The following is a 24,649-nucleotide window of genomic DNA, read 5'->3' as shown; positions in this document are numbered from 1 at the left end:
ATCGGTTGCGATCCGAGACACGGTCGAGGGTGGCCATCGGGGTCGTCGGGCCGCCGGACCTGGTCGAGCAGATCATGATGATCGGCGCCGACCTGCCCGCCGCCGCGGACTGGCGGCTGGTGGGCGCGCCGCTGGCCGGAGAGCACGAGACGTACGAGAAGTTCTCCAGGATCGCCGACAGCATCGACGTGGCGCTGTTCACCGGGCCGCTCCAGTACGACCTCGCCCGGCAGGCGGGCGAACTGCCCATGCCCGCGACGTTCGTCCCCATGAGCGGGGCCAGCCTGTACGCGGCGTTGTTGCGCGGGGTGCTCGCCGACGGGATCGATCCGGCTCGCGTCAGCATCGACTCGCTGCCCACCGCGGACGTCGAGGAGGCGTACGGGGAGATCGGGGTCAGTACGGCCGGGGTGCACCTTTCGGAATACGACCAGCCGGAGTCCGCGCGTGGGTTCGGCGGCTTTCACGAGGCGCTGTACCGGAAAGGGGCGACCACCGCCGCGCTGACCACGGTGAGAAGTGTGGCCAAGGCGTTGGGGGCTGCCGGTGTTCCTGTGCTGCGCATGCGGCCGACCTCCCACACGCTACGGCTGGCGCTGAACACGGCCGCGTTGCTGGGCACGGGCAGTCGGCTCGAAGAGGCCCAGATCGCCATCGCCGTGGTCGAGCTGGCCGCTTCCGCCCGGCCCAGCTATTCGGGGCCGGGGAACTACTGGCAGCAGGAGCTCAAGCTCTCCCTTCACCAGTCGTTGCTGGCCGACGCCCGGGTCATGGGGGCCACCGTGGTGCCGCGTGACGAGAACGCCTACGTGGTGACGGCTACCGTCGGTGCTCTCGCTCAGGCGACTGACGGGTTTCGGGTGGCGCCGTTCATGGACCGGATCCGGTCGGTCGCCGGGGTGCCGGTTGAGGTGGGGATCGGGCTGGGGACCACGGCCAGGGACGCTGACGCGAACGCGTTGGTGGCTGTGGAGAAGGCCAGGAACGCGGGGGCGGCGGCGGCCTACATGGTCAGTGGGGATGGGACGGTGCTGTCACTGCCTCTACGGCAGCGGCGACGGACGGAGAATGAGCCTGTTACCGCTACCAAGGGGGGCAAGCTGCTGGAACGGCTGATCGCGGGGCTGGGCGACGGGCCGGAGGCGTTGGTGGTGGACGCGGAGATCGTGGCCGACGTCCTGGCTGTGGCGCCCCGGTCGGCACGTCGCGTTCTGCAGAGTCTGGCGGAGGAGGGGCTGGCTTGGCCTATGCCGCCGGTGAAGGGCTCCCAAGCGGGACGGCCACGCCAGCCGTACCGGTTGGTGCGCCCTTAAAGGTCCTCCCTTCGGTCGGGCGTCTTTCTGGGTCCCACCCGTTGCCCGGCTAAGTGGTCAGCCAGTTGGATCCCGCCCCGACCAAAGGACCTCGCTCCGCTCGGGCGTTTCGACCGTGCGCGCCTTCGGCGCGGCTTGCGCGTTACGTGAGGCGGCACCCCAGTAGCTGCTCGCCTGCGATACCGGCTCGTCGCGAGGGTCTAGTCGTTGGCCAAGGTGTGTGGATTGAGCGTGACGGGCAAGGGTTCGGTCACGGATAGGTCCACATCGCCTTCCACCTTGTCTGCCAGCGTGTAACTGTCACCCTCCAACCTGAGCAAGGTGATGCCGGGCGTGGGGTCGAGGTCGACGATCCAGTAATGGCCGATGCCTGCTCGGGCGTAATCACGGACCTTCTCGACATGATCCCTGGCAGCGTCTTCGGCAGACACCACCTCCACGGCAAGCAGCACGTCGTCTCCCGTGACCGTGAGCGCATTGGTGTCACGGGCCTCCCTTGCCGCCGCACCGTCCAGGATCACGAGATCGGGGATACGACTGTTGCGTCTGCTGTCTGGGACGGCGACTCGATAGTTGCCCACCTTGGCATCGAGGCCGGCCGTACGCACGGCATCGCGCAGGGCGGCACTGAGGTTATCGAGCAGGTAGCTGTGGGAGGCGCGGTGCCACAGGGACATCGCCGGCCAGCCCTCCACCATCTCCCAGATTCCCGCCTCGGGGTCAAAGCGTTCCTGATCACTCAGGTCTTCGACGGTGCAGGGACCGACCTGCCAGTCGCGAGCAACGCGCACAGAGCCTCCTCTGGCTGGGCCGCGAGGTCTGATCCCCGTCTTCCTGCGGCTCATCCCGAATGTTAGCCACGGAGGACGGGCAGCCATCGGGCCAAGCCGGAACCTCGCCTCGCTCGATCGTGAGCGAGGGCCTTCGGCGGGCGGCTTGTGTGTTCGGGCGAGGGGTGGCGTTCGGATGAGGTCGATGGTGAAGGTGTCAGCGCACGCTCCGGATCGGGATCACGGCCAGCGCTCCGACCCCGGCGATGACGGCAACAGCGAGGTAGAGCGCGCCGTACCCCCCGAAGGCCGTGACGATCGCGCCCGCCGCGACAGGCGCGACGGTGGTGGGCAGGGTGGCGGCGATGTTGATGACACCGAGGTCCTTGGCGTAGGCGGAGGCGTCCGGCAGCACCTGCGAGACCAGTGCCACGTCGACGGCCATGAAGATGCCGAAGCCGATGGTCAGCACCACGGCGGAGACGATCAGGCCGGGTACGGTCGCCCACAGCAGCGGGACGAGTGCCGAGGCGGCGATGACGAGGCCGCCGGCCAGCACGAGGGGTTTGCGTCTGCCGGTCCGGTCGGACAGTGGTCCGGCGATCGAGATGGCGAGCAGGAAGCCGGGCAGTCCCGCCGCGCCGATCAGGGGGACGAGCTGGGCGGCCTCCTCGCGGCCGAGCCCGATGTAGTCCTGGGCGATGTACATCTGGAAGGTGTTGGTCATGGCGAAGCCGCCGAAGATCAGGATCCGTCCGAGGAAGGCCCAGAAGAAGTCGGGATGGCGCACGGGGTTGACCCAGAAGGCCTGCGCCAGGGTCACGGCAGACAGGGGTTGGCGGGGTTCGCCGCGGTTGTCGCGGTCGGGGTTGAGGGCGATGAAGGCGACGATGACCAGCAGGACGAGGCCGGCGAGGCTGACGTAGCCGAGCGGGATGCGCGTGGCGAAGACGGATGCCAGCAGGGGGCCGAGCAGCGCGGCCAGGACCGTGCCGAGGCCGATGAGGGTGGAGAAGCGGCCACGGCGCGGGACGGGGATGCGGTCGGGCAGGATCGAGGAGAGCGGTCCCTGGAAGGCGTTGAAGCCGAACTGCAGGACCATCATGGCCACCACCAGGTGGGCGACGGTCGTCGACAGGCCCGCGGCGGCCATGGCGACGGCGCCGAGCAGGGCGCCCGCCAGCATCCAGGGGGTTCTGGCGCCGTGCCGGGTCCGGGTGCGGTCGGACAGGATGCCGACCAGGGGCTGGGCGACCATCGCGGCCAGGGCGCTGAGCGACTGGACGAGGCTGAGGTTCTGGATCTTGGCGGTTTCGTCGATGGCCTGGATCTGCAGGGGCAGGTAGTACGCGGCCACCGCGTACGCGAGGGGTGCGGCGGCGCTGGCGAAGGGGATGGTCGCGAACAGGCGCCGCGTCCCGGAGTCCTGGGCGGTTGTCATCGCGGTCACTCCCAGGTCACTTCGGTCGTACGCAGGAAGGTCAGACCGCGCTGTTGCCAGATGCGGCCGCTGGCGCGCAGGTGGTCGTGCTGCTGCGGCCAGGCGGACGGGCGGCCGTTCCAGGCGGTTTCGGCGATGGTGGCCAGGCGGGGGAGGAGCAGGAAGGTGAGGTCGTCGAAGCCGCGCAGCGTCTCACTCCACAGCGCCGCCTCCACTCCCGCCACGTTCGCGGTGTCGAGGCCGTACGCGGTGGGGTCCCAGGCGGCGAAGTGGCGGACGGTGCGGGGCTCGTAGATGAAGCCCAGCCTGGCGGCCGTCTCCCGCTGCTCCGGGGGGACGATCGCGAGGTCGTACGGACGGTCGAAGTAGAGGTGGGTCTGGGGCGAGAGCAGGACGCGCCCGCCCGAGGCGAGGATGCGCCCCAGGTCTCCGGCGGTGGGCGCGAAACCCTCGGCCAGCTCGGCGAGCAGCTCGTTGGTCAGGCCCCGCGCGGCCAGCTCGGGCCGGAGGGCGACATCGGCGGGAAGGTCGATCATGGACGGGTCGATCCACCACTGGGCGATCCCGCCGGGTTCCAGGCCCGCGCGGACCGACTCCTGCCAGCCCAGCGGCGATTTGCCGCCCGAGCGGATGACGTCCCGGGCCAGGGTGACGGCCTGGCCGAAGAGCTGTTCGTCCAGGCCGAAGGCTTCGTCGCCGCCGAAGTGGACGTAAGGGCCGTCGGTCATCCGGCACAGTTCGGTCAGCACGTGCGTGATGAAGGCGCGGGTGGCGGGGTCGCGTGCGTCGAACGCGGAGATGCTCATCGGCCCCAGGGCGGTCTGGACGGTGCCCAGCTCCGGGTGCGCCCGGACCGCGGCGGCGCAGTGCCCCGGCAGGTCGATCTCCGGGACGATCACCACGTGCCGGTCCGCCGCGTAGCGTTGCAGCCGCCCGAATTCCGCGACGGTGTAGTGCGGGCCGTCCGCGGTCAGGCGAGGCAGGCCGGGGATCTCGATCCGCCATCCCTCGTTGTCGGTCAGGTGCAGGTGGAGCACGTTGAGCCGGTGGACGGCCGCGAGGTCGACGATCCGCTCCAGCTCTGGCACGGTCCAGAAGTGGCGGGCGGTGTCGATCATCAGGCCGCGCCAGCCGTACCGGGGACCGCCTTCGACTACGCCGAGGCCCTGGGTGCCGTAGAGGGCGGTTCGCAGGGCGGCGCGGAAGACGGCCTGCGGGGTGCGGGCCTGGCAGGTGATCGTGCTGGGGGTGGTGGTGATGCGGTGGCATTCGTCTTCGCCGGCCGTACCTGGAGAAAGGGTGACTTCGCCGAGCGTCAGCAGTAGGTCGGCGGCGAGCGGCGGGTGGGGCTGGAGGAGCGTGGTCAGGACCTCCGCCACGGGTTCCAGGGACGGGTCCTGGCTGACGATGCGGGTCACGGGGTGACCTCCGGCACGGCGCGGGTGCGCCCGATCTCGCCGAGCCACGACGCCGACGGTTTCGGCGTGCGGGCGAAGGTCTCGCGGTCGACGTGGATGAGGCCGAAGGTGGGGGCGTAGCTGCCCCACTCGTAGTTGTCGAGCGCGCTCCAGTGGAAGTAGCCGCGCACGTCCACGCCGTCGGCCATCGCCTGGGCCATTCCGGACAGCGCGCCGGTGATGTACGCAACGCGCTCGGCGTCGTCGGCGGTGGCGATGCCGTTCTCGGTCACGATCAGCGGCACGCCGGGAACCAGCGCGGCGGTGTGGCGCAGCGCCTGGCCGAGCGCGGCCGGGTAGAACTCCCAGCCCGTCTGCGTGCGCGGCGCTCCGTCCGGCACGGGCAGCGGGCCGTCGGGGCCGATCCGGGTGCGGGTGTAGGACTGCACGCCGAGCCAGTCGTCACCGGCCGCCGCCTCCAGGTAGATGTCCTCGCGCGGGCGCGAGTAGGCGGCGGCGACCTCTTCTGCGCCGGGCAGCGGCTGGTAGACCTGGTTGGCGACCGACCAGCCTGCCCGCACGTGCGGCGCACACGACTTCACTTCCTGTACGGCGCGGCCGTGCGCCTCCACGAGTACGTCGGCGACGGCGTGATCCGGCTCGGGCAGCCCCGCCTCCGGCAACGCGCCGCCCTGCTCCAGCAACTGGATGAAGCCCGCCATGGTGGCGATCATGTTGGGCTCGTTGATGGTGCACACGTGCTCGACGCCCTCGCCGTACACCGTCGCCGCCGCCCGGACGTAGCGGGCGAACACTTCGGCCGCGTCGGCGGCGCTCCACCGGAACCATCGCGGGTTGCTGAAGTGGTGCAGGGTCACCATGGGCCGCAGCCCGCGTTCCAGGGCGCCCTCGACCATGCGGCGGTAGTGCTGGAGCGCGGCGCGCGAGAACTCCCCCGGCGCCGGCTCGATCCTGGCCCACTCGATGCTGAAGCGGTAGTCGGTGAAACCGAGCCCGGCCAGCAGGTCCATGTCCTCGCGCCAGCGGTGGTAGCTGTCGCAGGCGTCGCCGCTGGGCTCCTTGATGTGTCCGGCGCCGGTGGAGGCTTGCTCCATCGACCACCAGTCGCTGTTGGTGTTGCCGCCCTCGGTCTGGTGGGCGGAGGTCGAGGCTCCCCACAGGAAGCCGTTCGGGAGGGTGTGAGGCATGCCGCCTGAGCGTAGCCATAGAAACCTTGAGGCTCAAGGGTTTGGCCTCGCTAGAATTCCGGCGTGAGCGCACCACGTGGGCCCTACGCCAAGACCTCGGCCAAACGCGAGCTGATCCTCCGCGCCGCCCTGGAGATCTACGCCGAGGCCGGCAGCCGGAAGGTCTCGGTCCGCGACGTCGCCAAACGCGTCGGCATGACCGACGCCGGAGTCCTGCACCACTTCGGCAACCGCGAGAGCCTGCTGACCGCCGTGCTCCAGGCCCGCGACACGCTCACCCGGGAGAAGTACGGCGACGTGCTGGCCAACCCCGCATCCGGAGCGGCGATGCTGGCCGACAGCGTCTCCACGCCGGGGCTGGTCAAGCTGTTCCTCGACATCGCGGCGGCCGCCGCCGAACCGGAGCATCCCGGACACGACTACTTCGCCGAACGCTACGAGCGCTTCCGCCACGACACCGCCGAATCCCTCGCCCGCGCCCAGCCGCCGGACGGCCCGCCCCCCGCTGTCGACAGCGCGCGGGCGGCGCGGCTGCTGCTCGCGGCGGCTGACGGGCTGCAGATCCAGTGGCTCCTGGAACCGGAGATCGACATGGCCGCCGACCTCGAAGCCCTGCATCGGGTACTGCTCGCAGCCCTACGAGCGTCCTGACGCTCCTCGGTTCCCGCGCACGTAGGTGAGCGGGCGCCGTCGGCAGGGAGTGCCTAGCTCGAAGCCTTCCGTAGTCCGGAGCGCATGTCCTGGTTGAAGTCCTGCCACGAGGAGACGCCGCAAATGGGCCCGGTGGGATCAATGCGGTCCAGCAGTTGACGCCGATGCTCCGGGAATCGCTTCTTGAATTTATCCAGCTTGCGACCGGAAAGCCCCGAGGCAAGGGCCAGCTTTTCTGCCAGGACCGCCTTTGGATCGGGAATCGACTCGACCGCCTTGGGCTTGGGCAGCCCCAGGTTCATCTTGCCATTGGGATTTCCCGCCACGATCCGAAGGTTGTGTTCGTCAAGCATCAACCATGCTTCCGTCATGCGAATCGGGATCACACCGACGAACGACACGCTGGGCATGACAGCCGTCACGGCCCCCTCGATCTCATGGAGCCGAGATTCTCGACCGTCTCGGTCCGCATCGCGATGGACGACTACAAGCTCGTATCGTCCGCCGAGCTCTGTGATGGCCTCCAGTTTCGACTTGATGGTCTTCTGGCGAGACGGAGGCAGCCTTTCGACCATGGGGTCGGTGATGGCCACTTCGTGGCCATCCTCCAGTGCTATGCGCCGGATATGGGCCGTGATGCCGCTATCGCTGCTTCCTTCACCAAGAAACAAGATGCGCAGGATCATATGATGTCCAACGTGGTTTGAGCTCCGGGCGGCGTTGTGAGATAGGGGAGAATGTCCGCCTTGGTAACGGCTCTACTCGTGGGACCTTCGTCGCGCCACGAACCGGCAAGAGGGCGCAGTTGCAGGGCACGCGCCATGCTTCCGTCCGGTGTGCGGCGGACGTCTGCCTCCGCGAACAGGAGATCCGCAGGGTCGACCAGTTGAACCACCGCCGGGGAATGGGTGTTCACAATGATCTGCCGGAACGGATTGGCTGGGCCAGGCGCCTCTTGAGCGTCAACGGCCAGGTCCGTGACCAGTTGGACCATGGCGTTGACGTTGGCGGGATGGATGCCGTTCTCCGGCTCTTCCATGCACAGGAGCCCCTCGACCGTGGGGTCCTCCAGCAGAACGCACAGGGCGAGAAAGCGGAGCGTTCCTTCTGACAGGCTCCTTGCGGGCAGCGCGAGCCCGCCGGATTCGACGAGTTGCACCGTGAAGAGTTCGCGTACGTCATCTTGCTCGACTTGGAGTTCTCTCACATCCACACCCGACAGATCGGCGAGGCGTCCGGCGACTCGTGCGTAGACGCGCTCGGGGTCGCCGTCCTCGTAAGCGATGCGAAAGAGGGTTGACGCGAGGTGGCGACCGGTTGGGTCCATCTGGCGTGGGTCGACGTATCGATCCCCAGCCCGCAGGGCGGAAGGCTCCAGTGCCAGCCGCCGCCACGACTGCATTTCTCGCCGGGCGGCGAGAACGGTCGGATCGTCGCTGCTGGTAACGGTGCTCACAACCGTCGCGGGAGCACGGGAGGCCGCGGCGGGTTTGGGCTGCCCGCGACTTCCACCGTCCTGATGGATGCTGATGATCGGCTGCCCGTCAGCATCTTTGCTGGTGGAGATGAATGCGGTGCCGGAGCGCCGGCCATGCAGGACGGCATTTCGGAAGTGTGCGGCACTGTGCTTGAAGCGGAGTTTGCTGGGGGCGTCGCCCAGCTTGATGTGTCGAAGGTTCTCCGCCAGAAGGATCAGGCGGCCGATCTTTTCGATTCCGCCCGGTGGGAGATATCCAAGCTCCAACTCATAGCGGAGAAAGGTGATCGACGGGCTCGTGGGGCGGCCGAAATCGTCCTCGACCTTCTCTGGCACGATCATCTCTGCAGCGAAGCGCATTTTTTGTGCGACGCCGGAATGCCCGTTCCAAAAAAGATCGCGGGGGTCGCCGAGGCGCTCGCCGTGAACTCCGCGGACCTCTTGGGCGGCCTCGATCAACGATCTGTCGGTCAAAAGGCTGAGAAATTGGATGGCGTCGAAGACGTTGGATTTACCGGTGCCGTTGACGCCTGCGATGCAGGTGAAAGGGCCAAGGTCCACTTCAAAATTCAGAAGGTTTTTGAACCCGTCAACTTCTAGTCTTGTAAGCATCAGAGCCTTCCCACGCGACCCATCGTAGCCGCGGCGGAAGGATTCTTCCCAGCTTCGCGTACGGCACGGCGATGCCAAGACCTTTCCCGCGTGCTGACGCTCGCCCCGGCCCGCGTCGCGCGGTGGAAAGCCTCCTTGTTTCGTAACAGCTTTGCCCCGCCGCGCCCCAGCGGAGCCGTCGACCACGATGCGAGCAGTTGATCGTGGCTGCGAGTGGGCTTGGTGGCCTGGGGTGGTCGGGTTCGGGGGAAGATCTCGGTTTCTGGGCGTTGCATGTACTCCATCGCCGCCGTGAACGTCGGGTCGGTGAAGCGGCGTTGCATCTCTTCGGGGGTCACGTCCTCGATGTGCGTCTGGATCCACCACACGTTGCCGAACGGGTCGCGTACCCGGCCGACCAGGTCGCCGAATGCCAGGTGGGTGACCTCCGAGATGGACACGCCTCCTGCCTCGACCGCCTGGCGGTGGACCGCACGGGCGTCCTCGACGTACAGGCGGAGGAAGGCCGGGGTGGCGGGCCAGCTCGGGTCGCCGTCGAACAGCATCACGATCGCGTCACCGATACGGACCTCCGCGTGTCCGATGACGCCGCGGGCGTCGATCACCCGGCCCAGTTCCTCGGCGTCGAACGCGTTGCGGAGGTAGTCGATGACCGCGGCCGTGTCGCGGGAGATGATCCACGGCGTGACGGTGGTGTAGCCCTCGGGGATCGCTTTGACGGACATAGCGGGATGACTCCTTGCGTGTCGGGATGTGCCGACGACCCTAGGCGCCATTGAGGAAAGGTTCTTTCCGCGGTCGCCTCGCACGCCACGCATCGCAGGGCCCATCTCGCGGGTTCCCGGAGTCGTTCGAACCAGTCGAAGATCGAGCGATCTCGTCCTCGGCGAACAGGCCGACCGTCGCCTTCCAGCCGGCCTCCTCGCTGATCTCCTGGGCGAGCCGGGCCGGTGGGTCCTCTGCGCGTTCCAGCCTTCCGCCGGGCAGTTCCCGTTCATCGCGTTCACTGCGGAGGAGTAGAACCCCGCCATCTCTGATGACTACTCCCTTGATGGACACCGGGAATGTGGGTGCGTACGGCATGGCGACCTTTCCGGCACGGGCGCGGCTGTGCTGGGAAACCAACACGCGGCATGATCACGGCCGCGCGCCGCGGAGTGACAACCTGTCACTAGGGCTGGTGGTCGGCCCAGATGTAGGTTTCGGGCAGGAGGTCGGTGATGAGCACCGCGCGGGTACGGTCGCCGTTTCCCACGATGACCCGCAACCCGGGGAAGTAGTCGGACAGGACCTGGCGGCAGCGGCCGCACGGAGGGACGACGCCCCGGTCCCGGTCGCCCACCGCGACGATCGTGTCCAGTTCGTACACGCCCTGGGCGGCAGCCGTACCCAGGAGAACCAGTTCGGCGCAGGGGCCGCCGGTGAAGTGGTAGGCGTTCACGGCGGTGATGATCCGGCCGTCTCCGGCTCGGGCCGCGGCCGCCATCGTGTGGTTGTCGCCACGGCAGCGGGTGGCGGCGACATGTGCCGCGGCCTCGATGAGGTCGTGGTCGACGTCGTGGGTCATCGTGTCTGGCCTCCGTCCGGTATCAGGGCGATGGTGGCACGGGGGAGCGGGGTACGCTGAAGAGGCACGGCATGTGGCGCAAGGGGGGCGGATGAGCGAGAGCCGGTCGGAACGCTCACCTCGGACGAACCGTTCGCTCGACGAGCTGATCGCGGCCAAGCACGCCCGCCCGATCCGGTCCGTGGACGAACTCGCGGCCGACACCTTCGACAGCGACGAAGAGCTGGATGAGTTCCTGGCCTTCACATACGCGGAGCGTCACGCCAACATGGTGTAGGTGGTCATGTCGCCGGTCGTCCTGGACACGGACGCCGCCTCGCTGATCCACAAGCGCCGCCTTCCGCCGAAGCTGGCGGGCAGGCTGGTCGCGACCACGCCGGTCATCACGTTCGTGACGATGGCCGAGCTGACCAAATGGATGCACCTGCGCGACTGGGGCACCCGCAACCGCGACGCGCTCGCCGCCTGGCTGGCGACCATACCCGTGCTGCCGGGGGACGAGGACGTGGCGATGGTGTGGGGCGCGCTCGCGGCCGCCGCGGTCAGGCGGGGCCGGCCGCGTCCCGTGAACGACATGTGGATCGCCGCCTGCTGCCTGACTCACGGACTCCCGCTGGTCACCCTGAACGTCAAGGACTTCGCGGACTTCGCGACCCACCACGGGCTCGACCTGATCACTACGTGACCGAGGCGGGTCAGGCGTCGCCGAGGCGGACTCTCGGGCCGTAGCGCTCCAGGAGGGCGGCGTTGTGCTCGTCGCCGCCCGGGGTGTTGGCAGAGCGGAAGATCGGGGGAACGATCCCGGCGGCCAGGTGGTGGCCGACGACCTCGGCGACCAGCATCTGGGCGGCCATCACCCCGGTGAGGTTGGAGATCGGGCAGATCGTGGTGCCGTCGGGGAGGGGGAGGGCGGCGTCGCCGTACGGGGCGCCGTTGTCGATGACGACGTGCGCCAGGTCGGCGAGACGCGGTCCGGCGGGGAGGCGGGAGGTGTGCGCGCGGGAGGTGATCGCGATGACCTGGTGCCCGTTGTCGACGGCGAGCCGGGCCATCTCCACGATCGCGGCGTTGCCTCCCGAGTTCGAGATGACGACGAAGACGTCCTCGGGACGGATGGGGGCGAGCGCCCAGATCCGGGCGGCCAGGCCGGGCTCGCGTTCGATCTTGGGGTCGAGGATGTCAGCGGGTACGGCGTCGCCGTAATAGGCCACGTCGCGAATGCCGAGCTGGTTGGCGGGAACCAGACCGCCCGCCCGCCCCACGAGCTCCAACGCGACGGAGCGCGAGTGCCCGGTGCCGAACGCCTGCAGCACGCCCCCCGCCCGCAACGCCTCGAAGACCACTTCCCCGGCGCGGCCGATCGCGGCACGTTCCTTGGTCACCAGTCGTTCGACCGCCGATCTGGCGGCCTGCGCGTACGCGTCCTGATCGATCACACTTCCTCCAAGAGCTGTCGTGCGGCCTCGGCGAGCGACTCGGCGCTGCCTGGGGCGACGGCGCTGGCCAGCACCTCGTAGCCGGCCCGCCCGTAAGCCTGTGAGGTGGGCAGATAGCCCGGGTACCCGTTGACGTAGCCGAGCACGGCCAGCGGCCCGCCGCGTCCGTCCCGGATGCTCTCCGCGACCTCAAGGAACGGCTCGCCAGGCAGCCCGACCAGCCCCAACGCGCCCAGCCTGGCCACGCCCACCTCCACGGAGAGGGAATCGGTGACCGCGGTTTCACCGAGAGCCCGCGCACGCACGCCTTCCAGCCTGCTGCGCGCCAGCCGGGCCGCCACCGGGTCCCCATGGGCCGCGGCCCGCTCGTACTCGCCGGTCAGCGACCCGAAGTCCGCCTCCAACCGCGCACGACGAAGGTCGCGAAGGGCGCGGCCGTTCCCCACCCGGCTGGCACCGGTCCAGGCGCGCGTACCGGGCTGGGCCAGCAGTTCGAGGCAACGGTCGGCGACCAGGCCGCCGAGCCGGTCCAGTTCGGCGGCGTCCTGGCCGAGGCGGGTGAAGCGCGTGCTGACGTTCCCGGCCGCGCCGGTGGCCACCACCACCCACGTGCCCTCCCCGAGCCGCGCTCGCAACGCCGCCCGCACCGCCCCGGTCAGATCCGCACTGACCAGCAGATTCCCGGCGGGCAGCACCGTCGGATGCACCGGAAGCACCACGACCACCCCGGCCAGCCCGTCGTCCCCCCACACCGCGATCACGTCCAGCGGCACCGTCCGCGCCGCGTCGGGGTCGCCGCGATCCGCGCCGACGCCGTGCAGTTCACCGCGATGAGCCGTCCCGTCCGCCGCCCGCTCACCCTCCACAGCCCCGCGTACGGCCGCGCGCACCGCCCCCGAAACCCGCTCCAACCAGGGCACCGGCGTGACCCCGCCACCAGGCACGCACCCGGTCTCGGGCCCCGCATGGGTATGACTAGCCGCCACCCAAACCTCACACCCCGCCGCCTGTCCCTTCCCCGAGGTCGGGTGCGCGGCCTGCCCGGACCGCACGGCCTGTCCCACCCCCGCGGTCGGGTGTGCCTCCTGTGGGGGTGTGGCGAGCATGTCCCGGTGTACGGCGCGGCGGGCGTGCTCGGCCAGGTCCGCGTTGACGCAGATCACGTCCGCCACGGCGAGGGCGAAGCGGCGTTCGCCGTCGAACCAGGTGACGGCGCCGACCCGGAGCGGGTCGAGCGTTCCGGCGGAGTGGCCGGGCCGGTCGATGTAGCCGCCCAGCGGGGTCCCGGCGGGGACGGGCAGTTCGGCGAAGCCGTATCCCACTCTCACCGGGCGGCCTCGGCGGTCAGGGCGCGCACGGTGACCAGCCCCGCGTAGGGGCCCAGGTCGGTGGCGGCGGCGGCCAGGCGGGCGGCGCCGGCGAGGCTGTCTCCCGCCGCGGGCCCGATCCGGGCCATCGGCAGCCGGTCCGCCAGCGCCGACTCGAACCCCGCGCGCAACCGGTCGTCCCGCAACAACCGCCCGGTCCACGCGACGGGCACCTCCCCGGGGAAGTGCCGTGCGGCGGCGGCCACGGTGCCCGCCAGCTCCGTGGCCGCCGAGTCCACGATCTCGCCGGCCACCGCGTCCGCGGCGGCCAGCTCACACACGTGCGGGGCGAACCCGGCGATCCGCGCCACAGCGTCGGAGCCGAGGTAGAGGCGGTGCGGCAGCGTGGCAAGGTCTCCGAAGACCTCGCGCGCCCGCGCCGTCAGCGCCCCGGCCGGTCCCCGCCCGTCAAAGCCCCGGTAGGCGGCGTCGAGCCCGTGCCGCCCGATCCAGAAGCCGCTCCCCGCGTCGCCGAACAGGAACCCCCACCCATCCACCTGCACAGCCCCGGACGCCCGGGGCGCAGGCGGGATGCCGAGCGCGATGGCCCCGGTCCCCGCGGCCAGCACCACACCGGCACCGGCGGGAAAGGCCCCCGCGTGCGAGGTGACCACGTCGGTGGTGACGATCACCCGCCGCGCCCGCTCCAGCAACCGCGCGGCCAGCACCTCAGGCGAGTCCAGCAGCGTGGTGAGCCCGAGGCAGACGGTGTCCACCCCCTCAGGCACCTCCACCCGGGCGAGCACCGCGTCGACCGGCGACCCCTCGGCGTAGGACAGTCCGGCCAGTTCCCTGACCTCGCGTACCTGCCCACGCACAGCCAGAGCCACCCGCAGCCCCGTCTGTCCGCCGTCGATCGCCATGTCCATAACGCCCCACCCTAAGTTACGGTCCGGGCCGAAATCCAGCCCTACGGTACTCCGTCGGCGAACACCCCACATGCCGCCGGAACGCACTACGCAGCGCCTTCGTGCTCGGATATCCGGTACGCGCCGCCACGACCTCCACCGGCAACGCGGAACTGGTCAGCAACCGCCGCGCGTGCCGCAGCCGCAACCCCGTCAGATGCCGCAGAAACGTGGTCTGCCGCTCCTCGGCGAACAGGTGCGAGATGTAGAACGGGCTGGCGCACACGGCCGAGGCCACGTCCGTCAGCCGTAGCCCGGGATCGGTGTAGTGCTCGGCCAGGTAGGACTCGGCCAGCGCCAGGATGTCGCGCCTCGGGCTGGCGGGGAGCAGCCGGCCGAGCCGTTCCTTGAGCCAGATGTGCAGGTAGGAGCGCTCGTGGATGTCGCCGACCGTCACGATGTCCTCGATCGGCAGCCGCGCGCTGGCCTCCACCCAGTCGGTCGAGCCGTCGGCCAGCCGCGCCGGGCCCGCCACGTCCACCACGAACAGCAGTTGCCCGATCAGCCAGTTGCGCAGGATCCGAGGGTCCGCGCCGGGTTCGCGGGCGCACCGGTCGATCCACCCGGCCAGCAGCCCGGCGGCGCCGTCGCGGTCGCCGGCCCGGACCCGGCGGGTCAGTTCCTGCTCGATGCGGACCGGCGGCGAGGGGTGGTCGCCGTCGAAGGCGGGCAGCGTGATCACGCGGTCGCCGCCGAGCACGAGCTTGTAGTCGTTGGCCCGCCTGGCCTCGCGTTCGGCCTCCCGCGGGCCGGTACGCGGCGGCCCGATGCTGACCGTCGCGGTCCAGGCGGTCTCGCGCACGATCCGCGCCCGCACCTCCTCGGCGAGCGTCGCCGCCTCGGACGTCAGCGCGTCGGGGTCCGCGCCGGTGAGCAGCACCAGCCACTCCTCCGGCGGCTCCGGACGCCAGGTGACGCCCGGACGGCAGGTCGCCGCCTCCGCCACGGCCCGCGCGGCCCGCCTGAGCTGGCCCTGCGCCCATGGCAGGCCCCGGGCCTGCTCGGAGGCGATGTAGTCGTCGATGTCCACCAGGGCGGCGACGGCGTAGGTCATGCCCCCTACTTTAGGCGGACCGAAATTTGACCGTATTGACGAGCGTGCCGACGCCCTCCACGGTGGCCCGCATGGTGTCGCCGTCCTTGAGCGGGGCGATGCCGGCGATGGTCCCGGTGGCGATGAGGTCGCCGGGCATGAGCGTCATCCCGTCCGACAGGTCGGCGATGAGCCGCGGGATGCCGAAGACCATCTGCTTGGTGTTGGCCCGCTGCCTGACCTCGCCGTCCACCTCCAGGGTCAGTTCCAGAGCCTGCGGGTCCGGCACCTCGTCCACGGTCGCCAGGTACGGCCCCGCCGGCGCGAACGTGTCGAAGCCCTTGGACTGGTCCCAGGGCACGTTCCTGGAGATGTTGGCGAGCTGGAGGTCGCGCGCGGTCATGTCGTTGATCACGGTGTATCCGGCGACCGCCTCCTTCCACCGCTCCGCGGGCAAGTCGCGGGTGCGGCGGCCGATGACGACCGCCAGCTCCACCTCGTGTTCGAGGTGCCGGGTGCGGGCGGGCGCGATCACCGGCTGGTTGTGCCCGGTCAGCGCGGAGGGCGGCTTCAGGAACAGCACCGGCTCCGGCGGCACCTCCATGTTGCTCTCCTCGGCGTGCGCGGCGTAGTTGAGCGCCAGGCAGCAGATCTTCGTACAGGTGGCCACCGGCGGCTCGAACAGCACCCCGGCCTCGTCCAGCACCGGCCGCCGCCGGGCCACCTCCTCGGTGAGGCGGTCGAGGCCGTAGGAGTCCAGGAGCGCGACGGGGTCGTCGGTGCCGAGGTCGGCCAGGCTGATCAGGGCGCCGTCGCGCTGGGCGACCAGCTCGACGGGGGCGGCGGCGCTCCGCCGGATGCGTCCAAGGAACATGCCGACCACCCCATCAAGCCCGCCGGTCACCCACAAGCACCGAAATTTGCGGTGACGACCCGCATCTTGCCCTCTTGCTGGTGGTCAGCGGTGAGCATCCCCTTTGATGGTCGGCATGAGCCGCACCCTGGACGCCAGCCGCGACCTCTACGCCACCGCCCGGCGCTACATCGCGGGAGGCGTCTCCAGCGACGCCCGCCGTACCTCTGGAGTGCCCCTCTACGTCGAGCGGGCGGCCGGCTCGCGGCTGTGGGACGTGGACGGCAACGAGTACGTCGACTACGTCCTCGGCCAGGGCCCCGCCCTGCTGGGGCACTGCCCGCCGGAGGTCGTCGAGGCGGTCGGCGCGCAGGTCGCGCGCGGCATCGTCTACTCCGCCCAGCACGCCGCCGAGGTCAGGGTGGCCGAGCGGCTGTGCGCGATGATCCCCTCGGCCGAACGCGTCCGCTTCAACACCGTGGGCTCCGAGGCCGCGCACGCCGCCTGGCGCCTGGCGCGCGGCCACACCGGCCGTAGGAAGATCCTCAAGTTCGAGGGCCACTACCACGGCTGGCTGGACCCGGTCCTCTACAGCGTCCACCCCGCCGTCGAGCTCGCCGGCCCCGCCGACGCACCCGTCCCCGTCCCCGGTACGGCAGGCCAGCCGGAAGCCGCCGACCTGGTCATCGCCCCCTGGAACGACCTGGACACCCTGACCACGATCATGGCCGCGCACGCCGGCCAGATCGCCGCCGTGGTCTGCGAGCCCGTGCTCTGCAACACCGGCGCCATCGCCCCGGAACCCGGCTTCCTGGAGGGCGTGCGCGAGCTGTGCGACCGGCACGGCAGCCTGCTGATCTTCGACGAGATCATCACTGGCTTCCGCCTGGCCCCCGGCGGCGCGCAGGAGTACCTGGGCGTCACCCCGGACCTGTCGGTCTTCGGCAAGGCGATGGCCGGCGGCATGCAGGTCTCCGCGCTGGCCGGCCGCGCCTTCGTCATGGACGCCATCTCCGACGGCAAGGTCGCGCACGCGGGCACGTTCAACTCCCAGCCCGTCGGCATCGCCGCCGCCGAGGCCACCCTGCGCATCCTGGACGAGCGGCGCGAGGAGGTCTACGGAACCCTGTACGCGCGGGGCAGGGCGCTGATGGAGGGCATCGGGGAGGTCGCGGCGAAGGCGGGCGTGCCGCTGCTGGTGGACGGGCCGGGTCCGGTCTTCCAGACGTACTTCACGACGGAGCCGGCCGTACGGGACTATCGCGACTTCGCCCGCACGGACCGCGCCAGGATGGCGCTCCTACACGCGGCGCTGCTGGAGCGAGGGGTCAACATGGTCCCCAGGGGCCTGTGGTTCCTGTCCACCGCCCACACCGAGGCCGACCTCGCCCGCACCGTCGAGGCGTTCGACGGGGCGCTGCGTTCGCTTCCGCTCGGTTGAGATCACCAGCGCCACGCCGACCAGGATGACGGCGCCGCCGATCATGATCTGGGGCGTGATCACCTCGCCCAGCACGACCGCGCCGAGCGCGACGGCCACGGCCGGGTTGACGTAGGCGTAGGTGGCGACGAGCGAGATCGGCGCGTTGCCCAGCAACCACGAGAACGCCGTGAACCCGATCAGCGACCCCACCAGGATCAGGTACACCAGCGCCATCCACGACCGGGAGCTGACCGCGCTCACGTCGAGCCGCTCGCCGAGCCCGGTGCCGAGAATCGCCAGCCCGACCCCGCCCACCAGCATCTCCACGGTGGAGGTGGCGAACGCGTTGGCGGGCATGGCGATCCGGCTGGACATGAACGACCCGATCGCCCACGACACCGAGGCCAGCAGCACGATCACGACCCCGCCTGTGGCGGCCGCCTCGACGCCGGTCAGCGAGAGCGCCGCCACGCCGCACAGACCCACCAGCACGCCCGCGAGCGTGAGGACCTTGGGCCGGTCACGCACCACGAACCGGAACACCACCAGCCACAACGGCACCGAGGCGACGAGCAGCGCGGCGAGCCCGGTCGAGATGTACTGCTCGGCCACGGCCAGCATGCCGTTGCCCAGCGTGAGCAGCAGCAGCCCCGCGACCGCGGCGCCGAAGAACTCGCGCCCGGTCATCCGGAAGGCGCTCCTGCCCTTGCGCAGCAGCAGGAACCCGCCCAGCAGGACGGCCGCGGTGATGAACCGCATGGCGCCGCTCAACATGGGCGGAATGGACTCGACCGCGATACCGATGCCCAGGTAGGTGGATCCCCACACCACGTAGACGATCGCGAGCGCGCCCCAGACGAGGAGCGAGGCGCGGCGGTCAGTGGCGTTTGCATGCATAGCTCATGACAATAGCGCCGCCGACCGACATTTCGGGCTCTGGCGGGATATTAGCGATAGGAGGCATCCACGCCACTGGCCGCCCTCCGCGCGACCCGCCACGATTTCGGACAAGGCAAGAGAGAGGAACCCGAGCAGATGTCCGCCGTCACCAGCGTCGCCCCCGCCCCCAACGCCGCCGCCCTGGCCCACTTCGCCGCCCGACTCTCCTTCGAGACCGACGTCTCGGACGTGGCCGCCGACCTGGAGTCGGGCGTGGCCGACGTGGTGGTGGTCGACTCCCGCAGCAGGGAGAGCTGGGACCAGGGCCACGTCCACGGCGCCCTGCACCTGCCGACCGCCGAGATAGCGACGGGCGCGCGGGCCGTGATCCCCGCGAACGCGACGGTGGTGACGTACTGCTGGGGCCCCGGCTGCAACGGCGCCACCCGCGCCGCCCTGGAGTTCGCCAAGCTCGGCTACCGGGTCAAGGAGATGATCGGCGGCTTCGAGTACTGGTCGAGGGAGGGCTTCCCGGTGGAGACGTCGGCGGGAGTCGTCCGCAACCCCGTGGACACCCTGACCGCTCCGGGTTCCGGCATCGCCTGCGCCTGCTGAGACGTGGCGGAAGAGGTTTTGGTGCCCCCGTCCGAATCAGTCGATCGGGGGCGAAGAAAACATACCCCACCCGCCCGCAATCAACCCCGCCAACACGCAACCTGAAGACACTCACAGGCCCGGCGAACCGGCCGCTCCCGCCTCGTGGCACGAGGCCACGAGACGGGACCGGGCAAGGAGAGCCCGATCCCGCCTCGTGGCACGTAGCCAGGAGGCGGGATCGGGTCAGATGCCGGACCCGCCGGTGAAGGGGGCCGTTGCGGTGGGGACCACGTCCGACGTGAGAAGCGATCCCCCCGATCGGCGCCCGCCGACGTCGGCGGGTGGCGTGGGCGGTGGCCGGCCGTAACGGAGAGGCGCCGTCACCGACGGCACATCTCATCACGGAGAGATGCCTTCACCGACGGCACATCTCGTAACGACCAGCACCAACGCCCGGGGTCCGCCGTCCGCGAAAGGGGAAGGGGGACGGCGGACCGTTCAGCGGGGGCCGAGTTTTTCCACGATCAGCCGGTAGAGCTGACGGGGACGGCCAGGCTGTGGAGTGCGGTTGGGCGGGAGCGGCCACGCGAGCCCCTCGTCAACCAACGTGCGCAGCAACCGCCGGGCGGTTCGCGGCGTGACGCCGAGCATGCGCCCGGCCCCCTCCGCGTCCACCACAGTGTCCCCGCCCTCCAGCTTGGCCGCCAGCCGCGCCAGTACCTCCACGCCCTTGGGTTTGAGCGTGGTGGATCCCTGCGGCGGCATCCTCGGCGCCGGGATGAGCGCGCGGCCCTCGCGGTCCACGGCGAATCCCTGTGCCTGCTTGCCCGCCTGCGTGCGCGCCAGGGCGGCCCTGGCGTGCGACTCGGCGTCATGCGTCGTGCGCCCCATCCCTACGCCCACCTCTACCGCCAGCCCCAGCTCCTCGCGGATCCTGGAGGCGAACGGCAGCACCCTGAACCCGTCCGTCGCGGCCGTGATCGAGCCTCTGGTGGCGGTCACCAGGTAGGCGTGATCGTCGATCGGCCAGACGGTGGCGTTGATCCGGTTGGCTTCCTGGACCAGCAGCCGGTGCAGTGACAGGCGTAGTTCGTCGCGCCAGTAGCGGGGTGCGGCGCGCCGCACGGGTTCGCGCAGCGTGGGCACCTCCACCAGCACCACGGTCAGTTGCGACTCCTCGAGGCGGTGGTGCGCGCCGAGGAGTGCGGCGGTGTGCAACGCTGTGCGCACCGCGCCCGAGGTGGGCCTGATCCTGATGACCGGTACGCCCGCGGTCTGCAGGCGTTCGGCCACTGTGGGCAGGCAGGTCAGGGCGCCTGTGGTGGCTCCCTGACGCAGCAGACGCTCGTGGTAGGCCGCGATCGTCCCGGTGGCTCCGGGTTCGTCGCGGCTGTGCACATCCGTGGCCGCGATGCCGAGGTCGGTGTAAGCCTCCTCGACCTCCGCTCGTGAGACCACGTCGATGCTGACCCGTTTGGGGTCGATCCGAGTGTCCAGCGCCGCCTTGGCCAATGCAGCCACCAACGCGCTGCCGCCAAGCTGCACGTAGGTCGCCGGCATGGTCAGCACGCCTGATCGCCGGGCCAGGTCGTAAGGGACCGGGCTGGCGAACAGACAGGCGTCCACGCCGGGACCGAGCCGTGTCACCTTGTCGGGCGCCTCCTGCTCATCGCGATAGGCGGCCGCGACCAGGCGGCACGGCAAGGGCGCTGCTGCGTGACCCATCAGCATGACCCGCTCGACCAGATCGTGCGGGCCGACCACGCCAATGGTCAGATCCGGTGTCATGGCGCCCGGGCGTGACACTCGGGGAGTTTCTTCGGCCCTCTCGACCAATGTTCGTCCCATCCTGCCGTCCGTTGCAGTGCTCTCTTTTGGAACGATCGCTCGCGGGGGCCGTAATGTCACGCCCGACTTTTCCGGAAAGCCGTTCTGGTTGACCGCCCGGTGAGCTGTTTTAGCAGCTCACAGCGTATTTCACAGGCTTTTTCAGCGCTCTGAAATCTCTCGCGTAATGTCCGCTCCCAGGGCCCGCATTCGCTCGGCGAGATGGGCGTGGCCGCGGTCGATGAGGTATCCGGACTCGATGACCGTCTCGCCTTCGGCGGCGAGTCCGGCGAGAACCAGCGCGATACCGGAGCGCAGATCGTGGGCGGTCACCTGGGCGCCGGTCAGCGGGGTGGCGCCGCGCACGATGGCCCTGCTGCCCTCGACCTCGACGTCGGCGCCCATCTTGTTGAGCTCGCCGGCCAGCGCGAAGCGGCCGTCGAAGATGCGCTCGTGGATGTAGCTGACGCCTTCGGCCAGGCAGGCGACCGTCATCATCGGCGACTGCAGGTCGGTGGCGAAGCCCGGGTAGGTGTCGGTGATGATGTTGATCGGCCGCAGCGGCTGGCGGTCGCAGCGTACGTGGAGCACCGCGCCCTGCGTGGCGAACTCCACGCCCATCTGCTCCAGCTTGTAGCGCACGACGCCCAGGTCGAGGCCGGTTCCGACCAGGCTGACGTCGCCGCCGGTGAGCGCGGCGGCCATGGCGAACACGCCCGCGTCGAGGCGGTCGGGCATCACCGTGTGCTCGACGGCGTGCAGCTCCTCGACGCCCTCCACGGCGATGAAGCCGGTGCCGCCGCCGCTGATCCGCGCGCCCATCTTGGTGAGCATGTCGATGACGTCGAGCACCTCGGGCTCCAGCGCCGCGTTCTCGATCACGGTGGTGCCCTTGGCCAGGGCGGCGGCCATGATGAGGTTCTCGGTGCCGGTGTGCGAGGGCGTGTCGAGGTAGAGGGTGGCGCCGGTCAGGCCGGAGGCCTTGACGTGGATGACGGTCTCGCCCTCGTCCACGATGGCGCCGAGACGCTTGTAGCCGAGGTAGTGGAAGTCGAGGTTGCGGCTGCCCAGGTTGCAGCCGCCGACGCCCTCCACGATGGCCTCGCCCAGCCGGTGGAGCAGGGCCGGGGTGAACAGCACCGAGCCGCGGAAGCGCCGCGCGATCTCGGCGGGGAGCACCGGGCTGGACAGCCTGGAGGCGTCGATGACGAGGGTCCGCTCGGACTCGTGCAGCTCGACGTAGGCGCCGATGGCCTCGGCGAGCTCCACGGCCCTGCGCACGTCCTCGATGATCGGCACGTTGCGCAGGACCGTACGGCCCTTGGGGGCGAGAAGAGCCGCACCGATCATCGGCAGCACGGCGTTCTTCGCGCCCTGGATGAAGGCGGTTCCACGCAAAGCGTTGCCACCGCGCACGCGGTATCGGACCATCCGTGCGGCTCCTCGGGAAGTTATCGGTCGGGCTCGAACGGGCCAACAGTAGCCGCTCGTCACGGCTGCCCCGGCCGAATCACCCGCTAAATGGCGTACCAGTGAGCCGCTCGTATGCCTCGAGATAACGCGCTCTGGTGCGATTGACTACTTCGTCCGGCAATGCGGGGGGTGGGTTTCCAGAGGATTTGTCCCAGCTTGAATCGGGTGAGGTCAACCAATCACGGACATACTGCTTGTCAAAGGACGGTTGAGGTCCTCCCGGCTTCCATTCAGCGGCCGGCCAGAATCGCGAGGAATCGGGTGTCAGGACTTCGTCGGCGAGCGTGAGCACGCCGTCGGGGTCTCGGCCGAGCTCGATCTTGGTGTCGGCCACGATGATGCCGCGCTCGCGGGCGATCTCGGCGCCGCGCGTGTAGACGTCGAGGGTGATGCGGCGCAGCTCGTTCGCCGTCTGCTCGCCGACCTTCTCCACGACCTGGGCGAAGGTCATCGGCTCGTCGTGCTCGCCGACCGGGGCCTTCGTGGTGGGCGTGAAGATGGGCTCGGGCAGGCGGGAGCCGTCCTCCAGGCCGGGCGGCAGCCGTACGCCGGAGACCTCGCCCGTGCGGCGGTAGTCGAGCAGGCCCGAGCCCGTCAGGTAGCCGCGCGCCACGCACTCGACCGGCACCATCTCCAGCGGCCGGCACACCACGCTGCGCGCGTCGGGGCCGTGGGTCACCAGGTGGTTGGGCACGACGTCCTTGAGCTGGTCGAACCACCACAGCGAGAGCTGGGTCAGGATCGCGCCCTTGTCGGGGATCTCGGGTTCGAGTATGTGGTCGAAGGCCGAGATCCGGTCGGAGGCGACCATCATCAGCAGGCCCTCGTCGGTGACGTAGAGGTCGCGTACCTTGCCGGAGTGCACGTGCTTCATCGGGCGATGTCCGTCCTGTAGTGCGAGCCGCGCAGCTTCACCCGCGCGACCAGGTCGTAGGCGCTGGCCCTGGCGCTTGCCTGGTCGGGGCCGGTGCCGACCACGCTGAGCACCCGGCCGCCGGCCGAGACCACCTGGCCGTCGGCGAGCGCGGTGCCGGCGTGGATCACGTAGGCGTCGCCGGTCGGCTCAAGACCGGTGATCACGTCGCCCTTGACCGGCTCGCCGGGGTAGTTCTCGGCCGCGACGACCACGGTCACCGCCGAGCCGTCGTGCCAGGCGAGCTCGTCCGCCGCGCCGAGCGTGCCGGTGGCGCAGCCGAGCAGCAGCCCGCCCAGCGGCGTGGCCAGCCGGTCGAGGATGACCTGGGTCTCCGGGTCGCCGAAGCGCGCGTTGAACTCGATGACCTTCGGCCCCTTGGCCGTCAGCGCCAGCCCCACGAACAGCACTCCCCGGTACGGCAGGCCGCGCCGCCCCAGTTCGGCGATCGTCGGGCGCACCACCTCCCGCATGACCTGCTCGGTGAGGCCGTCGGGCGCCCAGGGCAGCGGCGTGTAGGCGCCCATGCCGCCGGTGTTGGGCCCTTCGTCGCCGTCGTAGGCGCGCTTGAAGTCCTGGGCGGGCCGCAACGGCACCGCGTCGCGCCCGTCGCAGAGCGCGAACAGCGAGACCTCGGGCCCGTCGAGGAACTCCTCGATCACCACCCGCTCGCACGACGCGGCGTGCTCCAGCGCCGCCTCCAGCGACCCGGTCACCACCACGCCCTTGCCCGCGGCCAGCCCGTCGTCCTTGACCACGTACGGCGCCCCGAACTCGGCCAGCGCCGCGGCGGCCTCCTCCGGCGTGGCGCAGGTGCGCGAGCGCGCGGTGGGCACCCCCGCCGCGGCCATGACCTCCTTGGCGAACGCCTTCGACCCCTCGATCATCGCCGCCTCGGCGGAGGGGCCGAAGACCGGGATGCCGGCCGCCCTGACGGCGTCGCCCACGCCCGCGACCAGCGGCGCCTCGGGTCCGACCACGACGAGGTCGGCGCCGAGGCGCACCGCCAGCGCGGTGACCTCCGCCGGATCGGTCGCGGTGACGGGATGGGTGGTCGCGACCTGCTGGACGCCCGCGTTGCCCGGGGCGCAGTGGAGGTCGGTGACCTGGGGATCGAGGCTGAGTGAGCGGCACAGGGCGTGCTCACGCCCGCCGGAGCCGATGACTAGAACGCGCACGTGGCCCATTGTCCCAGGCCCGCGCCGCCCCGGCGGCCTAGGGCATCCTTAGGCGGCGGCATGGGGAAGTTTTGTGGAGTTCTGCCGGTTCCCCTGGGCCGTTGGCGAGTATCGTCAGCTGAGTTGACCCCCCTGTGGTAAGTTAGGGCGGCTTTGCGGCGTCTCTTGTGATTGGAGGTGGTCCGGGATGAAACCTGGTGATCCCAGCAGTACGTGCTCGTCCACGTACACCGTGCACGCCCCCGACCACTCCAATCCGGCAGCCTGATCGTGCCACCACGCCCTTTCCTTTGATTGAGGTGACTCTTCACTACGCGTGGGCAGGC

Annotated in this window: 24 protein-coding genes and 1 pseudogene; 6 read left to right on the top strand and 19 right to left on the bottom strand. The window is 70.2% G+C overall.

The window, feature by feature from the left end; translation table 11 throughout:
* Positions 1–5: 5 nt before the first annotated feature.
* Positions 6–1,313 (top strand): transcriptional regulator, encoded by a 1,308-nt coding sequence (locus ACIBEJ_RS20335; RefSeq protein WP_397184282.1) that lies wholly within the window; start codon positions 6–8, stop codon positions 1,311–1,313.
* 200 nt (positions 1,314–1,513) lie between these two features.
* Here ACIBEJ_RS20335 and ACIBEJ_RS20330 read toward each other — a convergent pair whose 3' ends face one another.
* From ACIBEJ_RS20330 to ACIBEJ_RS20315, 4 genes are all read right to left on the bottom strand, one after another.
* Positions 1,514–2,104 carry a Uma2 family endonuclease gene (locus ACIBEJ_RS20330; RefSeq protein ID WP_397184281.1) on the bottom strand — a complete coding sequence of 197 codons (591 nt, stop codon included), beginning with the start codon at positions 2,102–2,104 and terminating at the stop codon, positions 1,514–1,516.
* Between the two features lie 196 nt (positions 2,105–2,300).
* A complete protein-coding gene (locus tag ACIBEJ_RS20325; RefSeq protein ID WP_397184280.1) occupies positions 2,301–3,524 on the bottom strand; it encodes an MFS transporter in 1,224 nt (407 codons plus the stop codon).
* Positions 3,525–3,529: 5 nt separating this feature from the next.
* Complete coding sequence (locus ACIBEJ_RS20320) at positions 3,530–4,942, bottom strand: family 20 glycosylhydrolase (protein WP_397184279.1); 1,413 nt, start codon at positions 4,940–4,942, stop codon at positions 3,530–3,532.
* Positions 4,939–6,129 carry a glycoside hydrolase family 1 protein gene (locus ACIBEJ_RS20315; RefSeq protein WP_397184278.1) on the bottom strand — a complete coding sequence of 397 codons (1,191 nt, stop codon included), beginning with the start codon at positions 6,127–6,129 and terminating at the stop codon, positions 4,939–4,941. Before ACIBEJ_RS20315 ends, ACIBEJ_RS20320 begins: the two co-directional genes overlap by 4 nt.
* 63 nt (positions 6,130–6,192) lie before the next feature.
* On the opposite strand from ACIBEJ_RS20315, the gene ACIBEJ_RS20310 reads away from it, so the two are divergent.
* Positions 6,193–6,780: a TetR/AcrR family transcriptional regulator gene (locus ACIBEJ_RS20310; RefSeq protein ID WP_397184277.1), complete on the top strand. Its 588-nt coding sequence runs from the start codon at positions 6,193–6,195 to the stop codon at positions 6,778–6,780.
* A 53-nt stretch (positions 6,781–6,833) separates the two neighbouring features.
* On the opposite strand, the gene ACIBEJ_RS20305 is transcribed toward ACIBEJ_RS20310, so the two are convergent.
* The 5 genes from ACIBEJ_RS20305 to ACIBEJ_RS20285 form a co-directional block, all read right to left on the bottom strand.
* Positions 6,834–7,466, bottom strand: a complete 633-nt coding sequence (locus ACIBEJ_RS20305) for a hypothetical protein (RefSeq protein ID WP_397184276.1) — start codon at positions 7,464–7,466, stop codon at positions 6,834–6,836.
* A complete protein-coding gene (locus tag ACIBEJ_RS20300) occupies positions 7,463–8,869 on the bottom strand; it encodes an AAA family ATPase (RefSeq protein ID WP_397184275.1) in 1,407 nt (468 codons plus the stop codon). The genes ACIBEJ_RS20305 and ACIBEJ_RS20300 overlap by 4 nt, the downstream gene beginning before the upstream one ends.
* Positions 8,869–9,594 carry a VOC family protein gene (locus tag ACIBEJ_RS20295; RefSeq protein ID WP_397184274.1) on the bottom strand — a complete coding sequence of 242 codons (726 nt, stop codon included), beginning with the start codon at positions 9,592–9,594 and terminating at the stop codon, positions 8,869–8,871. Before ACIBEJ_RS20295 ends, ACIBEJ_RS20300 begins: the two co-directional genes overlap by 1 nt.
* A 40-nt stretch (positions 9,595–9,634) precedes the next feature.
* Positions 9,635–9,952: an NUDIX domain-containing protein gene (locus ACIBEJ_RS20290; RefSeq protein WP_397184273.1), complete on the bottom strand. Its 318-nt coding sequence runs from the start codon at positions 9,950–9,952 to the stop codon at positions 9,635–9,637.
* Between the two features lie 88 nt (positions 9,953–10,040).
* The gene (locus tag ACIBEJ_RS20285; protein WP_397184272.1) at positions 10,041–10,436 is read right to left on the bottom strand and encodes a hypothetical protein; all 396 of its coding nucleotides are present in this window, start codon (positions 10,434–10,436) and stop codon (positions 10,041–10,043) included.
* 91 nt (positions 10,437–10,527) lie between these two features.
* On the opposite strand from ACIBEJ_RS20285, the gene ACIBEJ_RS20280 reads away from it, so the two are divergent.
* Positions 10,528–10,713 carry a hypothetical protein gene (locus ACIBEJ_RS20280; RefSeq protein ID WP_397184271.1) on the top strand — a complete coding sequence of 62 codons (186 nt, stop codon included), beginning with the start codon at positions 10,528–10,530 and terminating at the stop codon, positions 10,711–10,713.
* A 6-nt stretch (positions 10,714–10,719) separates the two neighbouring features.
* Complete coding sequence (locus ACIBEJ_RS20275; protein ID WP_397184270.1) at positions 10,720–11,121, top strand: type II toxin-antitoxin system VapC family toxin; 402 nt, start codon at positions 10,720–10,722, stop codon at positions 11,119–11,121.
* 10 nt (positions 11,122–11,131) lie between these two features.
* Here the strand turns inward: ACIBEJ_RS20275 and ACIBEJ_RS20270 are convergent, their stop codons facing one another.
* From ACIBEJ_RS20270 to ACIBEJ_RS20250, 5 genes are read right to left on the bottom strand one after another with little or no spacing between them, the layout of a single operon-like run.
* Entirely contained in the window at positions 11,132–11,872 is a 741-nt protein-coding gene (locus tag ACIBEJ_RS20270) for a sugar isomerase domain-containing protein (protein ID WP_397184269.1), read from the bottom strand.
* Entirely contained in the window at positions 11,869–13,200 is a 1,332-nt protein-coding gene (locus ACIBEJ_RS20265) for a hypothetical protein (protein ID WP_397184268.1), read from the bottom strand. Before ACIBEJ_RS20265 ends, ACIBEJ_RS20270 begins: the two co-directional genes overlap by 4 nt.
* On the bottom strand, positions 13,197–14,108 hold the full coding sequence (locus ACIBEJ_RS20260) for a BadF/BadG/BcrA/BcrD ATPase family protein (protein WP_397184267.1): 912 nt from the start codon (positions 14,106–14,108) through the stop codon (positions 13,197–13,199). Before ACIBEJ_RS20260 ends, ACIBEJ_RS20265 begins: the two co-directional genes overlap by 4 nt.
* Positions 14,109–14,124: 16 nt before the next feature.
* Positions 14,125–15,201, bottom strand: coding sequence for a helix-turn-helix transcriptional regulator (locus ACIBEJ_RS20255; RefSeq protein WP_397184266.1), 1,077 nt, complete (start codon positions 15,199–15,201; stop codon positions 14,125–14,127).
* A gap of 10 nt (positions 15,202–15,211) precedes the next feature.
* Positions 15,212–16,054, bottom strand: a complete 843-nt coding sequence (locus tag ACIBEJ_RS20250; RefSeq protein ID WP_397184265.1) for a fumarylacetoacetate hydrolase family protein — start codon at positions 16,052–16,054, stop codon at positions 15,212–15,214.
* 106 nt (positions 16,055–16,160) lie between these two features.
* On the opposite strand from ACIBEJ_RS20250, the pseudogene ACIBEJ_RS20245 reads away from it, so the two are divergent.
* Positions 16,161–17,399 (top strand): annotated as a pseudogene (locus ACIBEJ_RS20245) (aspartate aminotransferase family protein); the annotation flags it as partial.
* Here ACIBEJ_RS20245 and ACIBEJ_RS20240 read toward each other — a convergent pair.
* Positions 17,334–18,353, bottom strand: coding sequence for an EamA family transporter (locus ACIBEJ_RS20240; RefSeq protein ID WP_397184264.1), 1,020 nt, complete (start codon positions 18,351–18,353; stop codon positions 17,334–17,336). The pseudogene ACIBEJ_RS20245 and the gene ACIBEJ_RS20240 sit on opposite strands and share 66 nt — an antisense overlap.
* A gap of 138 nt (positions 18,354–18,491) precedes the next feature.
* Here ACIBEJ_RS20240 and ACIBEJ_RS20235 point away from each other — a divergent pair, with 138 nt between their 5' ends.
* Positions 18,492–18,950 carry a rhodanese-like domain-containing protein gene (locus ACIBEJ_RS20235; RefSeq protein ID WP_397184263.1) on the top strand — a complete coding sequence of 153 codons (459 nt, stop codon included), beginning with the start codon at positions 18,492–18,494 and terminating at the stop codon, positions 18,948–18,950.
* 480 nt (positions 18,951–19,430) lie between these two features.
* Here ACIBEJ_RS20235 and ACIBEJ_RS20230 read toward each other — a convergent pair whose 3' ends face one another.
* From ACIBEJ_RS20230 to purD, 4 genes are all read right to left on the bottom strand, one after another.
* Positions 19,431–20,720: a transcriptional regulator gene (locus ACIBEJ_RS20230; RefSeq protein ID WP_184958865.1), complete on the bottom strand. Its 1,290-nt coding sequence runs from the start codon at positions 20,718–20,720 to the stop codon at positions 19,431–19,433.
* A gap of 201 nt (positions 20,721–20,921) precedes the next feature.
* Complete coding sequence (murA, locus tag ACIBEJ_RS20225) at positions 20,922–22,190, bottom strand: UDP-N-acetylglucosamine 1-carboxyvinyltransferase (RefSeq protein ID WP_397184262.1); 1,269 nt, start codon at positions 22,188–22,190, stop codon at positions 20,922–20,924.
* A 79-nt stretch (positions 22,191–22,269) separates the two neighbouring features.
* Positions 22,270–23,106 (bottom strand): phosphoribosylaminoimidazolesuccinocarboxamide synthase, encoded by an 837-nt coding sequence (locus ACIBEJ_RS20220; RefSeq protein ID WP_397184261.1) that lies wholly within the window; start codon positions 23,104–23,106, stop codon positions 22,270–22,272.
* Entirely contained in the window at positions 23,103–24,323 is a 1,221-nt protein-coding gene (gene purD / locus ACIBEJ_RS20215; RefSeq protein WP_397184260.1) for a phosphoribosylamine--glycine ligase, read from the bottom strand. Before purD ends, ACIBEJ_RS20220 begins: the two co-directional genes overlap by 4 nt.
* Between the last annotated feature and the right edge of the window lie 326 nt (positions 24,324–24,649).

The organism is Nonomuraea sp. NPDC050790, from assembly GCF_044456745.1.
In the GTDB taxonomy this organism is placed as follows: domain Bacteria; phylum Actinomycetota; class Actinomycetes; order Streptosporangiales; family Streptosporangiaceae; genus Nonomuraea.
This window is presented reverse-complemented; position numbering and strand designations above follow the sequence as displayed.